Below are 13586 nucleotides of genomic sequence, written 5' to 3' on the forward strand. Positions count from 1 at the left end.
TTTGCCCCATCCTCCCTACCCTTTCGGCAAATAAAAAGTCATTGTGTATATTTATCGATTACCTACAACCACTATAGCCAATGATCGATAAGGTTCACATCAACTCACTGCCCAACAGCGATTTTTCAAAGTTCATGAACGAAGCGCTGGGCATCGTCGCCAAAAACGATCCGGCAGCCCTGAAGGTGCAGAAGCAGGAAGAAAAACTCCGAAAAATAGTTACCCAGGCCGACTCGATGTTCAAAATAAAAGAAGAGCTCAAGGACACTGAAAACCTCGCCCTGCTCGACCTGCGCCGTGACCGGGCCATTACCGGCATCATTATGTACGTTAATGCCCTCACCAATCATTTTGATGAGAGCACCGTGCGTAGCGCCGAAAAGCTCAGCAGTCATTTGCAGGATTGTGGCGGAGAGGCCATTGCCAGGGAGAACTATGCCAGCGAAACGGCTTCTATCAGAAGAATCTTGAAGGACTGGGAAACAAAGCCGGTGCTGAAAGTGGCCGTGGCAGCGCTGAAGCTGGAGGGTTGGGCAAAAGCGCTTGAAGCGGATAACAACGCCTTCGACGACCAGTACCAGGCCCGCAGTGGCGAAATGAGTGCGGCATCGCCTGATGCTATTCGCACCAAGCGGCTGGAAGCGATAACGGCCTACTACGAGTTGTGCGAGCACATTGCAGCCTACCACGTGGTGAAAAAGGGTGCCGAGCCCTTCAGCAAAACGGTGAAGGAATTGAATGCGCTTGTTAAGCGGTATAACAACCTGCCCGCTGGTTAAATGACCTGGGCCATGTGAGCACGGAGAATGTAATGAATCCAGGCATTCAGGACATTACTGAGCTAATGCCCGGCGATATTGAAGGGATTCAGTCTGTTTACGGAATGAAATAGCAAACTGCCTCCTAGGGTCGCTTTCAGCCCCATACAACCATCCCTCCATTTCACTGGTCTTGCTGTATATGCACTTATTGAGATACTTACACCTACCCACGCTAATCGCCGCTTTTCTCCTGCTCGCCAGCCCCGTGCTTTTTGGGCAGCAAAGTTATCAGCGCTACCATCAGCAGGTCAACGCTGCCGGGCAACTAATTGCTGACCACCGATTTGAAGAAGCACTATCGGCTTTCGATGTCATTTTTGAGTCCTATGATTTTGTGTTTGTAAGGGACTACAAAATAGCCACGCAACTGGCACTAACCACCAGCGACAAGGCCAGGGCCCATACCTATCTCCGGCTCGCCTTGCAGGCAGGGTGGACACCCAAACAAGCCGGGAAAAACAAGATCGTCCGCCCCCTGCTGAGAGAGGTGTCAGAACAAGAGGCAGACTCGCTGATGAAGCTGCATGAGGCGACAATGGATGTGCCGCTAAGGGAGTATGTGCATGCGATGTTCAAAGCGGATCAAAAAATGGCCATGAAGGCGCTGCTCAAGTTGGGGCAAAAGGCAAAAATCCGGTACAACGAGGGCCGGTTTGCTCCGCATAGCGAAAATCAGATGGCCAAAGTTATCGAGCTGTTGAAAAGCCACGGATATCCGGGAGAGCGGTTCATTGACAATGATTTCTGGCTGTCGACAGTGCTCAGCCATCATAATTCCATTTCGTCAGCGTACAACAAAAGTGACACCCTCTACCACCACATACGACCTGCTTTGCTTGCGGCTATCGACAAGGGGCAAATGTCGCCCTTTGAGTTTGCACTGATTGACAACTGGAAAACTGCGGCTGAAAGCGATCATGGTGAGGTGTCGTACGGATACCTGGGCCCCGCACTGGATAGCCTGACGGTTGAAACGGCCGACTCCTTGCGACGACAAATAGGCTTGCGAAGTATTGCATTAAGAAATGCCCTGGTTGAAATACAGACTGAAACCGGCATCGACTTTTACCTGCCGGGATCGCCGTGGCAGCACGGAAAAATTGTTGTGACCAGCCCACAGTAGGATTGAGCCGACGGGAAGGCTTTTTGAGGTCGCACACACGACCTTCGAAGCTACACCAACTGAAACAGCTTTGTTGGCAACACAACCTTTGCCATCTTTGTCCGTCTATTTTTCCAACTAAACTGTAAAAAATGAGGAATGTACTGGCAATAGCCCTCCTATTTTTAGCTGGCCACCTGCAGGCCCAAACCAAGCCCAAAGTGGGTGACCTGGCTCCGGGCTTTCAGCAGGTAGCCGCCGATGGCAGCATGCTGGAGCTCTCAGGCATCAAAAGTGACCTGGTCCTGCTCGACTTCTGGGCCGGCTGGTGCAAACCCTGCCTGCATACTATTGAAACCATCCTGAATCCGCTTTACAGCAAGTACAGCCGTGAACAACTGCAGATCGTGGGTGTGAGCTACGACAAGTCGGCCGACAAATGGGAAAAGTCGATGGCCAAGTTCAACGTGCCCTGGCTGCATGTGTACGACGCCGACGACTACGACCTCTACAAAAAGTATGCGATTGAGGTGCTGCCCACCTACTACCTGGTCGACAGCAAGGGCAAAATTGTGGCGGCTAACGTGCTTTCAGCCGACCTGGCCAAGACGGTAGACGACTATTTTGCAAAGAAGAAGTGATGCTCATGGTTTAAGCCCCTCCTGGTTCAAGCGTCCCGGGGCTTATGTCCTTTACAAACATAGGGGCTTGGATCCTTCAAATTTCAAATGGCTGACTACGTGCCCGTACTTCTACCTGGTGGCGACCTCCTCCTGTTCCACAATTAATTCTTTGTACCATTTGCCCCACTTCTCATTTTTAACAACCAGCGTAAAATACCCGTAGGGAAAGTCAATGCACTTGAAGCCTTTGCAATATTTGGCATTGATTCTTAAGTCATTGGTTCCGTTGGGAAGATGAAGTTCCTTAAAAGGAAGGGAGTAGCTCACTTCGTAAGTTTTGCCTGCATACACCGGCTCTATGTATTGCTTCACAAAAAAGACATCCCCTGCATCATCGCCAAAAATCTGATTTTGATCCCTGAGCTTTTCGTATTTCCCGTTTTTCTTTCGCTCTACCCATATCAAAAGGTCGCCGCCGTACAAGCCTTCGGCCTGAAAAGCAAAATCTATCGTAGAACCTTTCCCGATATTGCCTACATGAGAACCCTCACGGTTGGGTTCAAAAACATTCACGATCTTACTTTGGATGGTCAGCTCGGGAGTGCCCGCCGACTCGCTTTTCTCAGGCGTTGTATTTTCTTTGGTCCTTGCTTCCAGCCAACCCCGGGAAACAGCCTCCAGTCTATCTGCTTTGGGCGGATACTTCTCGCTGATATAATTCCGTGCGAATGCTTCCATCGCCTCCTCTGCTTCCTGACCGGACGCCCCCATTTTATACAAAACAGCACCTGAGAACTTGTCGGCTTCCAGCTCGATGGCATGGTAGCTTCCCGTTCCCAATAGCGTGTGTCCGTTGAGGTGATGCCCCATTTCGTGGGCAACAGCCATCACTTTTGACCAGTCGGTTTTGCTGGTTGAATGAATATTGCGGAGCCAGCTTTGGTTGTAAAAAATGTAGCGATCGGAGCCTGCCAGCACAGCTTCGGCACGGCTAACGTCGGCTGCTTTGCTGGTAAAATTTGGTGCAATTGCCGCTTGGCTAATTATCCACTCCAGCGCTTTTTCCGATTCCTCGGTATTGTCAAACACCTTGATTTCTTCTCTGTTGGAAGAGCCGGTATTGAAGCGTGTATCGATGGTAATTTTCTTTTGTGCCAGCAAACTACCCGCAAACAAAAGGAGCCACAGGGCTACAATAGCAAATGTCCAGCGATAGGTGGTTGGTTGGTTGAGTCGCCTGATCATAAGGCCTTAATATAATAGCTAAGGTACAGGTAAAACTCATCAGTCGGGCCCTTGTCACTTCTACACAAAGCGAAGCTACAAGATTTTTGATTGTATTAAAAGCATGGAACCAGGAGGTTCCCGGTGTTAACCAGACGTTCGAGGGGCTGGAAGAGGCTTTTCAGCGGTCGGGCTAGTCTTATCTCACTCAGAACACCTTTTTCAAAAAACCATCGACGTACTGCACGGTTGGTTCGAACCACTGTGTGAAGAGGCAGAAAGAATGCGGCGAGCTGTTGAAGGTGTGCACCTCTGTGTAGATATCAAATGGCTTCAGTGCTGCGATGTAGTCTTCCCGACCGGCATGCATTCTTTCCACTGCGCTGTTGATAAACAATGTGGGTGGTGTGGTTTCCCCAGCATAAGTCAGAGCCGAGCCCTGCTTCCAAAGCTCAGGGTTCTCGTTCTTTGCGTAGCCAAACCAGTAGGCAGCCGCCGAAGTAGAACGGCTGTCGTCGCCCTCCCCTGACTCGGGATGAATGAAGGCCAGGATACCGTCGATATCGACGATGGCCTGCACGGCACTGGAATGATTGGCGTTGCCACCGCTTCCTTCAAACTCAGGTTTTCCGTTGGTGTTGCCCAGCAGCGCCGAAAGCTGCCCACCGGCTGAGAAACCCAGGCTGGCGATCCGGGTAGTATCGACACGAAACTGGTCAGCATTGGCCCTGATCCAGCGAACTGCCGCCTTCAGGTCGTGGACTGCGGCTGGGTACAAAGCCTCGGTGGACAAACGATATTCGGGCGTGAAGGTCACGTAGCCCAACTCTGCCAGCCGCTGCGCCAGCGGAATATGCTGCGACCGGTTGCCAGTTCGCCAGCCCCCACCGTGAATGATGAGAACGGCCGGACGAGGCTTTTTCGAAGGCTTTTTTGGGTAAAAGGCATCCAGCAGCAGTTCACGCTTGCCGGTGTTAGCGTAGGGTATGTTTCTTTGTTCCCTGATCCTTTTCGAAGAGAGTTCCCTTACCAGTACGATATCAGGGTGTGTTTGGCGGGTGCTTTGCAGCGCATTGTAGTTGCTGTAGGAGGTGTCTTTCTGGTTGGTAATGCCTTTTAAAGACTGGGCATTGGCGGTGAGGGCAAACAGCACCAGGCCGGTAAGAAAGCAGGTTTTCATGGGTGTGGTTTTGATAAAGGTAGCTCAGGCGATTGGAGCGGCAAAGGCCATCGCAGAAAAAGCTTGCTTTGGGGCGTCACCGTAGCATGCGACGTTTGTTTATTTTTCTATCGTTCTCGGCCTGTCCTGATGCAACCGCCGGGCTCTGATCGCCGAAGGTTAGACAGCCCGCTTTCATTACAAAGACTTCTGGAAACGGAAACATTGGATGTACCAAAAAGTAAAATCGACGCTGGCAGTCCGACGTCGGCCCAAATCGTTTTTCTTACCATTGCTCCGAACCAGAATTCTACTTTTTGCGTATCTTTCACAGAGTATCTAAAAACAAACCAACTATGAAAAAAATAGTCCTACTCCTTCTGCTTAGTTCCTTCACTTTCAAAGCAGAGCTGCCAGAGCTTAATGCTAAAATTATCACCTACCTCGACTCTGTGATGGGCAAAAAGGTAGACAGAGGTGAGTGCTGGGATTTGGCCGCAGGTGCCCTGGCCTATTCAGGCGCCTACTTCGACCGCAGCAGCATGAAAACAGTGACTATCTACGGTCGTGAGCTGAATTACAAGAAGGAGGAGGTGCTACCAGGTGACCTGATCCAGTTTGAGAATGTGGAACTCGCCTGGAAAGACGGTAACACCACTTACAAAGAAACCATGGGGCAGCATACTGCTGTTGTGTACAAAGTGAATGGGAGCTTGAACTACGAAATTGCTCACCAGAACACTGGCCAGTGGGGCAAAAAGGTGGGCTTAAGCAACCTGAACCTTAACAACCTGGCCAAAGGCAAGCTGTGGATTTACAGGCCTATTAAGGAGAAGGGCTGAAAAGAAACCGAAGGCTGCCTTCTTTAATTCCCATTCAAATAGTCGACCGCCAAACTACTGAGTGCCCTCACGCCTAGCTGCAAAGAAGATTCGTCTACATAATAAGTGGGCGAATGCTGGGACTCAATTTCCTTGCCCGGTGTGCGTACGCCCAGATAAAAGTACAGCCCTTTGGCGTTTTGGGTGAGGTAGGGAAAATCCTCTGCACCCATTTCGACCGACGGAGTGATCAGGTTTCCTTCGCCCGTTACCCTTACCAGCGTTGGCGTCATTCTCGTAAGTAAATCAGGGTCGTTGAAAGTAACAGGGCTGCTGCCTGAAATGATTACCTCAGCAGTGGCCCATGAAGCTTCTGCAATGTTTTGTGCCGTTTGACGGATCCGTCGGTGGAAGTCTTCCCGAATGTCAGCATCAAAAGTGCGGATAGTGCCCAGCATGCGCACTTCGTTGGGTATGATATTACCTCTCACTCCGCCTTGAATGCTTCCAATGGTCACAAGCGACAGTGCCTTTGTTATGTCGAGCTGACGGCTGGGAATCACCTGTAGGCCAATCACAATCTGCGAGGCAATGACAATGGGGTCGTTGCCCAGCCAGGGGAACGCACCGTGCGACTGCTTGCCTTTTACGATGATCTCTAATTGATCGGCGCCTGCACACATACCGTAGGGGCGTACGGCCAGGGTGCCCGCATCGAACCGCCCATCGGTATGGAGCGCAAAGACCGCTTCCGGCTGTAGGTCTTTAAAAATACCTTCCTGCACCATCAGCTCAGCGCCGCCCTCCTCTCCTGCCGGAGCTCCCTCTTCAGCGGGTTGGAAAATAAAGAGTATCGTTCCTTTCAGCTGTTTGCGCATACCGGCCAGCACCTCCGCCGCACCCATGAGGCAAGCCACATGGGCATCGTGCCCGCAGGCATGCATCACCCCCACCTCCTGGTCGTTGTAAGTCGTTCGCACTTTGGAGGCAAACGGCAGATCTACCTCCTCCACCACCGGCAAAGCATCCATATCGGCCCTGATGGCTATGATCGGTCCGGGTAGCCCGCCTTTTAACACACCGACCACCCCTGTGTGGGCAATGCCGGTCGTCACGTCGATGTCCAGCCTTTCAAGGTGTTTGGCCACCAGCATGGCTGTGCGAAATTCCCGGTTGCTGAGTTCTGGATTTTGGTGAATATCCTCGTACCACGATATGATCTTGGGCTCAATACTCGCCGTCTTTTGGTTGATCTCATTTTGGAAGTCTTTCTTTCCCTTCTGCCCAAAGGCACTTGTGGACAAGACTATCAAAAACAGTAGCGTAATGGCCGGACTTTGCTTGCAGTGCATCTTCTTGGTTTTAAGTGAGCTAAGGGTGTCAAAGTACAACTAAAAGCCATATTTGCCTAAAGGGCCTACCCTAAGAGCCCTCGCTGTTCTCAATTCAATATTTGCCCGTGTTTTTCGTTATCTTTCACTCAACCTACAACCATGGCCAGACTCCTGATTCTTTGTCTATTGGTCTTCTCCTGCGTGGAAGCGGCATCACAACCCAAATTCTTCCGGGTGATGCTGGCCAAAAAAGCCTTCGACCAAAAGGGAAAACGTATCAAAACCAATGCCGCCATCAGCCGCTACCAAACCGTGCTGGTAAAGGAAGGCGGTAGCCTGGAAATGGATGTGGAATCCCGGCTCGACCTGGTGCTGGGGCCGGGAACGCACAACCTGGATGTGCTGGAAAGAGAGCACTCTTACCGCTACCGGAACCACGACAGCCTGAAGGTGGTGGTCTTCAACAAGGGCATCGGCAACTGCAAGTTTTCTTACAACCGAATCGTTGTGCCCGGGGCACCCAATAGTGGTTTCGACGCAAGCCGCATCCAGATTCAGGGAAAGCTAATGACCACGATTGATAAGGACTCTTCGGCTCCGCTCACCATCAGCTGGGAAAATCCTGACAAGAAATTCCATGGCAAATACTTTCTGGTGCTGCAGGATGCCTTTAACACCGCCTACCTGGATGTAATTGAAACGGAGGCCAATTCAGCCGTGCTTTACCCCACCAGCTACGATGTACCTTACATGCAGTATTATATCAGGGCCGACGACTGCCGGGGGAGCGTGAACAATGGGATAAAGGTGGAGTGAGTAGCAAACTCAGCGCCCGATCCACCGAGTGGGCAGTAAGGACAATACAAAACCCATCCCCAAATTCTTCAAGCGTTTTCAAATAGCCGCTTAAGGAATTGCCTGAAACAAAACGATTCCCGGGACAGATTGTGTTTCAATTATTAGCTATCTTCGATAGTTGACACCACCTACTTTTAGTATGAAGAACATCACCAAAGCATTATTACTGCTTTTCGTCGGTCTAATGATCGGCGGAGCAGCCATAGCACAGGAGTCCATGCTCTGCCAGGGCCACTACTGGACAGAAGACGAAGCCAAAGTGAAGATGGAAGATTTTGCCTCCCAATGGACCGACAAAGCTTCCTGGGAAAAGAGAGCGGCACAGATCAGAAAAAATATCATCGAAGGCCTGCAACTCGAAAAAATGCCCGTGCCAAAGGATGGATTCAAAACCATCATTACCAATACACGGGAAATGGATGGCTACATCGTGGAAAACATTGCCATCCAAAGCTTCCCTGGTTTTTATGTGACGGGAAATCTATACCGCCCCCTCGAAAAAGCAGGTAAACACCCCGCCATCTTAAGTGCACACGGTCACTTCCCCGATGCAAGGTTTTCTGTTCCTGTGCAGCGAAGGTGCGCCGCTCTTGCCAGAATGGGGGCCATTGTGTTTATGTACGACATGGTGGGCTACGCAGAAAGCACTCAGGTAACGCACAAAATGCCCATTGCCATGACCCTGCAAACCTGGAACAGCAAGCGAGTGCTCGACTACCTGCTTTCCCGGCCCGACGTAGACGCCTCAAGGATTGGCATGACGGGTGCATCTGGCGGCGGCACACAGACCTTCATGCTTACGGCTATCGACGATAGGATAAAAGTGGCTGTCCCCGTCGTTCAGGTTTCTGCGCATTTCTTCGGCGGCTGTGTTTGCGAAAGCGGCATGCCGGTTCACAAAACGGCCACCTTCCAGACTAATAATGTAGAAGTGGCAGCCCTTTGCGCTCCCAGGCCCATGCTGATGGTGTCGGATGGCGCCGACTGGACCAAAAACACGCCTATGGTAGAGTTTCCTTATGTGCAAAGTGTATACAAGACCTATGGCGCAGAAAACCTCGTAAGCAATGTTCATTTTGCCGCTGAAAAACATGATTATGGCGTTTCCAAGAGGATTGTAGCCTACAATTTCTTTGCACAGCACCTGGGATTGAACTATGCTAACCTTCCCTATGACGATGGGTACAATGAGAGCTTCGTGACGATTTTACCACCAGATGACCTGAAAGTTTTCACAGATAAAACACCTCGGCCTTCCGGTGCCTTAAAGGATGACGAAGCTGTGATGGAATACTTAAAAATTGCACAATAATGAAATACCTGAGCCTCTTCTTCCTCTCAGTTTTGCTTTTATCCCAACCCTCTTTCAGCCAAAAAATGAACAAAACCTTTCTCTTTGTCGGCTGCTACACTGAAAAAGTACCCGGCACAGGCATGCTCGTGTATGAGTTTGACGGCAAAACCGGTGCACTGAAAGAGGTAAGCAAGGTAGAGAACCTTGTCAACGCCTCATTTCTCACCTTATCGCCTGATGGCCAATTCGTGTATGGGTGCACTGAAACCCAGCTGGAAACCCCAGGCAATGTTTCAGCCTTTAGCTTCAACGCCGCCAATGGGCAGCTTTCATTCCTTAACAAACAATCTGTTGAAGGAAGAAACCCGGCCTATGCCATGGTACACCCAGCGGGTAAGTTTGTGGCCAGTGCCAACTACACCGACGGAGGTGTTTCTGTGTTTGAGCGCAACCCAGACGGTAGCCTAAAACCTGCAGCCCAACATTTCGACATTGAAGGCAAGAGCACCATTCCAGGAAGGCAGGACGATGCACATACGCATGCGGCTGTTTTTGACCCGACAGGCGACTTCCTCTTTGTGCCAGATTTGGGGTCGGACAAAATCCTCGCCTATGCATTTGACAAAAGCAGCGCACAGCCCGCTACATTTAGCAACGAACTCACAGTAACCACCACCCCGGGCAGCGGCCCAAGGCACCTGGAGTTTCACCCTAATGGAAAGTATGCCTATTGCGTAGAAGAACTAAGCGGCACTGTTTCTAGCTACACCTATAGCAAAGGAAAGTTGACGCCAAATGGCAGGGAGTCTACCTACACGAAGAAGTTTGACATCTACGGCGGGGCTGACTTGCACACGTCGCCGGATGGCAAATTCCTTTATGTGTCGAACAGAGTAAGTGAAGAAAACACCATCGCCATTTTCTCTATTGATCAAAAGAGCGGTAAGCTAACATTAGTTGGTCATTCATCGACGTACGGCGACCACCCCCGGAGTTTTGTGATTGATCCGTCTGGCAACTTTTTACTTGTCGCTAATCAGTTTGGCAACAATATCGTTGTGTTCAAAAGGGACAAGAAGACCGGGCTGCTAACTAAAACAGACACTGAAGTGAAGGTGAAACTGCCTGCCAGTTTGAAGATGTACAAATACAGCCATTGACGATTCTATGGCAGCGACACCCGGTCGCAGCCTCGCCTTATCGCAACAGGGCAGGCATTTTTCATCGATCTAAAAAAAAATCCAACCATTGTAACAATTCGCATCTTCCTGGATCAAAGGTGAAATTTTAAACCTATTAGATCATGAAAAGAGTAATTGTCACCTTTGTCTCAGTAGTTATCTCAGTGAGCCTTTCGTTTGGTCAAAAGGCCATAGAAGTAGAAAAAACGGGAAGCGGCACCCCAGTCATTTTTCTCCCGGGGTTCGGTACCCCCGGAGCTGTTTGGAATGAAACCGTCCAAAACCTGGCAGGGTCTTTTGAAAGCCACCTTGTGACCTACGCAGGCTTCAACGGACTGGCACCGATTGGAACGCCATGGTACGCACCGATTAAGGACGAGCTGATCGCCTATGTAAAGTTGCAAGGCCTGACCAATGTCACCTTAGTGGGTCATAGCATGGGCGGTAACCTGGCAGTTGACCTGGCAGCGGCATTGCCAGAACAGATTTCCGGGCTTATACTTGTCGAATCAATCCCGTGCATGCGTGAGTTGATGATGCCTGGCGTTCCGGCCAGCAGCCTCCAATACGACAGCCCTTACAACAACCAAATGATTGAAATGTCAGATGAAGCATTTCGTCAAATGGCCGAAGGAATGTGCTCAAACATGACTTTAAATGTATCGAAAGCTGAAGTGCTCACAGGGTACTTTATGAAGGCCGACAGGAAAACGTATGTGTATGGCTACACCGACCTTTTGAAACTTGACTTGCGGGAAAGCCTACGGGAAATCTCAATTCCTACCCTCATTTTGGGTGCGCCTTTTCCTGACAAAAACGTGGTATTGGACAATTACGAAAAGCAGTACGCCAACCTGACAACTAAAAACATCATCATTGCGGAAAACAGCAAACACTTTATCATGTTTGATCAGCCAACGTGGCTTTATGAGCATATCAACAAGTACTTAAGCCAACATGCCAACTGATAACCGTCCCCTCTTCGAATCATTACACCACGACTACGGATCAATGGTGCTTCAAATGTGCCTGGGATTTGTAAAGGGAGACAAGGATATAGCAAAAGATTTGTCTCAGGAAGTATTCATCAATACCTGGAATGCACTCGATAAATTTAAGGGTGCTTCCAGCTATAAAACATGGATTTATCGCACCACAGTTAATACTTGCCTGAAGTACATCAGGGGCAGGAAGGATAAGAACCACGTTTCAATTGATGAGGCCGGATCCGTCCGGTTCGCCGAAACTAGCTCTATGCAAGAAAACGCCAGCAATGCACTCTATGAGGCCATTGGACAGCTTGGCGAGATCGACAGGCTCATTATTATGATGGTGTTGGACGAGGTTGAGTACGAGGAGATAGCAGACATCATAGGCATCAGCAGCACTAACCTGCGGGTGAAAATTCACAGAATAAAGAAAAATTTGAAAAAACTGCTTAAAAATGAACGATGAACTAGACGATATAAAAAATACCTGGCATGCCGCCAAAAGCTCCAACGTGCCTCCTAACGGTGATCCTGGCCAGCTGATAATGAAAGCCGAAAAGAAACGAAAAGGCAGCCTAAGGCAGCATATGGGTACCATTGCGGTGTTGTGCATCACCCTCATTGGGCTTGCATGGTTCTTTCTTTACGTAGCCAGGTTTCAGCAACTTGTCAGCCATATTGGCGTGGGCCTGATGGTCGGTGGGCTGGTCGTGAGAATTGTCATTGAGCTGTACAGCATTTACTTGTCCGGCAAGATTGATATGAGTGCCGCTGCATTGAACACGACTCATTCGGCGGTTGCCTTTTACAAATTCAGAAAGAAAATCCATGGTCCGGTAACCGTCACCATATTGATCCTGTACACGATCGGCTTCTATATGCTCACGCCGGAGTTCAGCCTTTATTTCAGCACCCTGTTCATGATACTGATTGACGCATCGTATGTGCTGGGCGCTCTCATCTTCACGTGGTCAATCAGAACATCCATCCGCAAAGAAATGGGCATACTTGATGACCTGCTGAAGCTTCAACAAGACATCTCTCGAGCGGATTAGTGTACCCCTTTTGAAAGGCAAGAGAGTACAGCGGCAGAAGCATGTACAGTCCGCCGCATTTTACCTAATGGCAATGGGTCTGCCAGGTGAGCCGGTTGCGCCTTTAAACCGGATAGGCGTAAATACAAACAAAAACTCGTAGGCTTTGTCGGCCTGCAAAGTTTCAAACGTCATCCATTCCAGGTTAAAAATGCCATTTTTCATGGTAAGCTCCGAGTGAGCTATCAGTTCATCGCCATCCATGATGCCGTCCGATCCTACCATGCAGGGCTTTTTGGTAATGATCCATTCCACCGCATCGCGACCTACAAACGGACGTTTTCCCTTCATGGCGTAGCCGGAAGCCCAATGCTTTGACCACCCGAAATTGAAGAAAAGAGCATCCCCCGGAGCAATCGATGCCTCCGAAATTCCCTGTCTTTTCAATGCTGCCTTTACGTCAGCCAGCGACACCTCATAGCCTTCAGCCAGCGTGGGCACTCCTTTCAGCCCGGCAATGTCGACAAGGACGCCACGGGTCACAATCGGTTTTACGTTTTCAACGCCCAGCTTCTGCAACCCAAATGGGTTTTTCATATCTGCTGTGCTATAGCCGTTGTAGAATACCTCTGTGGTGGTACCGTCAGCCATTTTCAACTGCTGGCCTACATGACCTGGGCCGTCAAACTGCGTGCCTACCTGACCCAGGGACCCGGCAATATACTCGTCGTTGAACACCTGCCCGTTTCTCCCCTCGGGCCCATACGTCGGAAATGAAGGTATTAGTAGGTTATAGCTTCGATTATCAGGAATGCTCATCTCGTTTTCATACGGCTGCCCAAGCTCATACACCTTTCCTTTCTTCACCATCGTCATTGCTTGTAACACCTTTTCAGGGGTAATCCAGTTGGAGCCACCAGCCTGGTCGCCAGCGCCCCAGATCGGATGTGGCCACCATGGCCCCTGCTCCCGGGTCTGGGAAAATGAGGTAAACGATAGGGTGAACAGAAAAGCGGCAGAAAGGAGTTGTCTTGCTTGTAGTTTCATAACTGTAAAGGCTAAATATTTTACCTAATGCTACGAAAAAGGATTAGCGATTCGAAGGATCAATGCATCAAATAGGCAGGGTAAAAGGACGATCTGTAT

14 protein-coding genes are annotated in these 13586 nt (G+C 49.9%); 10 read left to right on the top strand and 4 right to left on the bottom strand.

Annotation, left to right across the window (positions count from 1 at the left end; genetic code table 11):
• Positions 1–80: 80 nt before the first annotated feature.
• The 3 genes from RIG68_RS23445 to RIG68_RS23455 all read left to right on the top strand — a co-directional run bounded on the left by RIG68_RS23445 (position 81) and on the right by RIG68_RS23455 (position 2564).
• The gene (locus RIG68_RS23445; RefSeq protein ID WP_350128116.1) at positions 81–779 is read left to right on the top strand and encodes a DUF6261 family protein; all 699 of its coding nucleotides are present in this window, start codon (positions 81–83) and stop codon (positions 777–779) included.
• A 190-nt stretch (positions 780–969) separates the two neighbouring features.
• On the top strand, positions 970–1944 hold the full coding sequence (locus RIG68_RS23450) for a hypothetical protein (protein ID WP_350128119.1): 975 nt from the start codon (positions 970–972) through the stop codon (positions 1942–1944).
• A 131-nt stretch (positions 1945–2075) separates the two neighbouring features.
• A complete protein-coding gene (locus RIG68_RS23455; RefSeq protein ID WP_350128122.1) occupies positions 2076–2564 on the top strand; it encodes a TlpA family protein disulfide reductase in 489 nt (162 codons plus the stop codon).
• Between the two features lie 111 nt (positions 2565–2675).
• On the opposite strand, the gene RIG68_RS23460 is transcribed toward RIG68_RS23455, so the two are convergent.
• Both RIG68_RS23460 and RIG68_RS23465 read right to left on the bottom strand, forming a co-directional pair.
• Positions 2676–3791 carry a M48 family metalloprotease gene (locus RIG68_RS23460; RefSeq protein WP_350128125.1) on the bottom strand — a complete coding sequence of 372 codons (1116 nt, stop codon included), beginning with the start codon at positions 3789–3791 and terminating at the stop codon, positions 2676–2678.
• A 187-nt stretch (positions 3792–3978) separates the two neighbouring features.
• Positions 3979–4950, bottom strand: coding sequence for an alpha/beta hydrolase fold domain-containing protein (locus tag RIG68_RS23465; protein WP_350128127.1), 972 nt, complete (start codon positions 4948–4950; stop codon positions 3979–3981).
• Between the two features lie 335 nt (positions 4951–5285).
• Here RIG68_RS23465 and RIG68_RS23470 point away from each other — a divergent pair, with 335 nt between their 5' ends.
• Positions 5286–5771: a hypothetical protein gene (locus RIG68_RS23470; RefSeq protein WP_350128130.1), complete on the top strand. Its 486-nt coding sequence runs from the start codon at positions 5286–5288 to the stop codon at positions 5769–5771.
• Positions 5772–5794: 23 nt separating this feature from the next.
• Here the strand turns inward: RIG68_RS23470 and RIG68_RS23475 are convergent, their stop codons facing one another.
• Positions 5795–7102, bottom strand: coding sequence for an amidohydrolase (locus RIG68_RS23475; RefSeq protein ID WP_350128133.1), 1308 nt, complete (start codon positions 7100–7102; stop codon positions 5795–5797).
• A 141-nt stretch (positions 7103–7243) separates the two neighbouring features.
• On the opposite strand from RIG68_RS23475, the gene RIG68_RS23480 reads away from it, so the two are divergent.
• From RIG68_RS23480 to RIG68_RS23505, 6 genes are all read left to right on the top strand, one after another.
• Complete coding sequence (locus tag RIG68_RS23480) at positions 7244–7900, top strand: hypothetical protein (protein WP_350128136.1); 657 nt, start codon at positions 7244–7246, stop codon at positions 7898–7900.
• 181 nt (positions 7901–8081) lie between these two features.
• Entirely contained in the window at positions 8082–9254 is a 1173-nt protein-coding gene (locus RIG68_RS23485; RefSeq protein WP_350128139.1) for an alpha/beta hydrolase family protein, read from the top strand.
• Positions 9255–9319: 65 nt separating this feature from the next.
• On the top strand, positions 9320–10396 hold the full coding sequence (locus RIG68_RS23490) for a lactonase family protein (protein ID WP_350128142.1): 1077 nt from the start codon (positions 9320–9322) through the stop codon (positions 10394–10396).
• A 143-nt stretch (positions 10397–10539) separates the two neighbouring features.
• Positions 10540–11385 carry an alpha/beta fold hydrolase gene (locus tag RIG68_RS23495; RefSeq protein ID WP_350128145.1) on the top strand — a complete coding sequence of 282 codons (846 nt, stop codon included), beginning with the start codon at positions 10540–10542 and terminating at the stop codon, positions 11383–11385.
• Positions 11375–11872, top strand: a complete 498-nt coding sequence (locus tag RIG68_RS23500; RefSeq protein ID WP_350128148.1) for an RNA polymerase sigma factor — start codon at positions 11375–11377, stop codon at positions 11870–11872. The genes RIG68_RS23495 and RIG68_RS23500 overlap by 11 nt, the downstream gene beginning before the upstream one ends.
• Positions 11862–12461 (top strand): hypothetical protein, encoded by a 600-nt coding sequence (locus RIG68_RS23505; protein ID WP_350128151.1) that lies wholly within the window; start codon positions 11862–11864, stop codon positions 12459–12461. The genes RIG68_RS23500 and RIG68_RS23505 overlap by 11 nt, the downstream gene beginning before the upstream one ends.
• 60 nt (positions 12462–12521) lie before the next feature.
• Here the strand turns inward: RIG68_RS23505 and RIG68_RS23510 are convergent, their stop codons facing one another.
• A complete protein-coding gene (locus RIG68_RS23510) occupies positions 12522–13487 on the bottom strand; it encodes a cyclase family protein (protein ID WP_350128153.1) in 966 nt (321 codons plus the stop codon).
• Positions 13488–13586: the final 99 nt, after the last annotated feature.

This window comes from Imperialibacter sp. (assembly GCF_040222385.1).
GTDB lineage: Bacteria > Bacteroidota > Bacteroidia > Cytophagales > Cyclobacteriaceae > Imperialibacter.

Excerpts from the sequence above, each read along its gene's own strand:
- RIG68_RS23500 (WP_350128148.1), top strand. The coding sequence starts at position 11,375 with ATGCCAACTGATAACCGTCCCCTCTTCGAATCATTACACCACGACTAC.
- RIG68_RS23445 (WP_350128116.1), top strand. The coding sequence starts at position 81 with ATGATCGATAAGGTTCACATCAACTCACTGCCCAACAGCGATTTTTCA.
- RIG68_RS23490 (WP_350128142.1), top strand. The coding sequence starts at position 9,320 with ATGAACAAAACCTTTCTCTTTGTCGGCTGCTACACTGAAAAAGTACCC.
- RIG68_RS23465 (WP_350128127.1), bottom strand. The coding sequence starts at position 4,950 with ATGAAAACCTGCTTTCTTACCGGCCTGGTGCTGTTTGCCCTCACCGCC.
- RIG68_RS23480 (WP_350128136.1), top strand. The coding sequence starts at position 7,244 with ATGGCCAGACTCCTGATTCTTTGTCTATTGGTCTTCTCCTGCGTGGAA.
- RIG68_RS23505 (WP_350128151.1), top strand. The coding sequence starts at position 11,862 with ATGAACGATGAACTAGACGATATAAAAAATACCTGGCATGCCGCCAAA.
- RIG68_RS23495 (WP_350128145.1), top strand. The coding sequence starts at position 10,540 with ATGAAAAGAGTAATTGTCACCTTTGTCTCAGTAGTTATCTCAGTGAGC.
- RIG68_RS23460 (WP_350128125.1), bottom strand. The coding sequence starts at position 3,791 with ATGATCAGGCGACTCAACCAACCAACCACCTATCGCTGGACATTTGCT.
- RIG68_RS23470 (WP_350128130.1), top strand. The coding sequence starts at position 5,286 with ATGAAAAAAATAGTCCTACTCCTTCTGCTTAGTTCCTTCACTTTCAAA.
- RIG68_RS23485 (WP_350128139.1), top strand. The coding sequence starts at position 8,082 with ATGAAGAACATCACCAAAGCATTATTACTGCTTTTCGTCGGTCTAATG.
- RIG68_RS23455 (WP_350128122.1), top strand. The coding sequence starts at position 2,076 with ATGAGGAATGTACTGGCAATAGCCCTCCTATTTTTAGCTGGCCACCTG.
- RIG68_RS23510 (WP_350128153.1), bottom strand. The coding sequence starts at position 13,487 with ATGAAACTACAAGCAAGACAACTCCTTTCTGCCGCTTTTCTGTTCACC.
- RIG68_RS23475 (WP_350128133.1), bottom strand. The coding sequence starts at position 7,102 with ATGCACTGCAAGCAAAGTCCGGCCATTACGCTACTGTTTTTGATAGTC.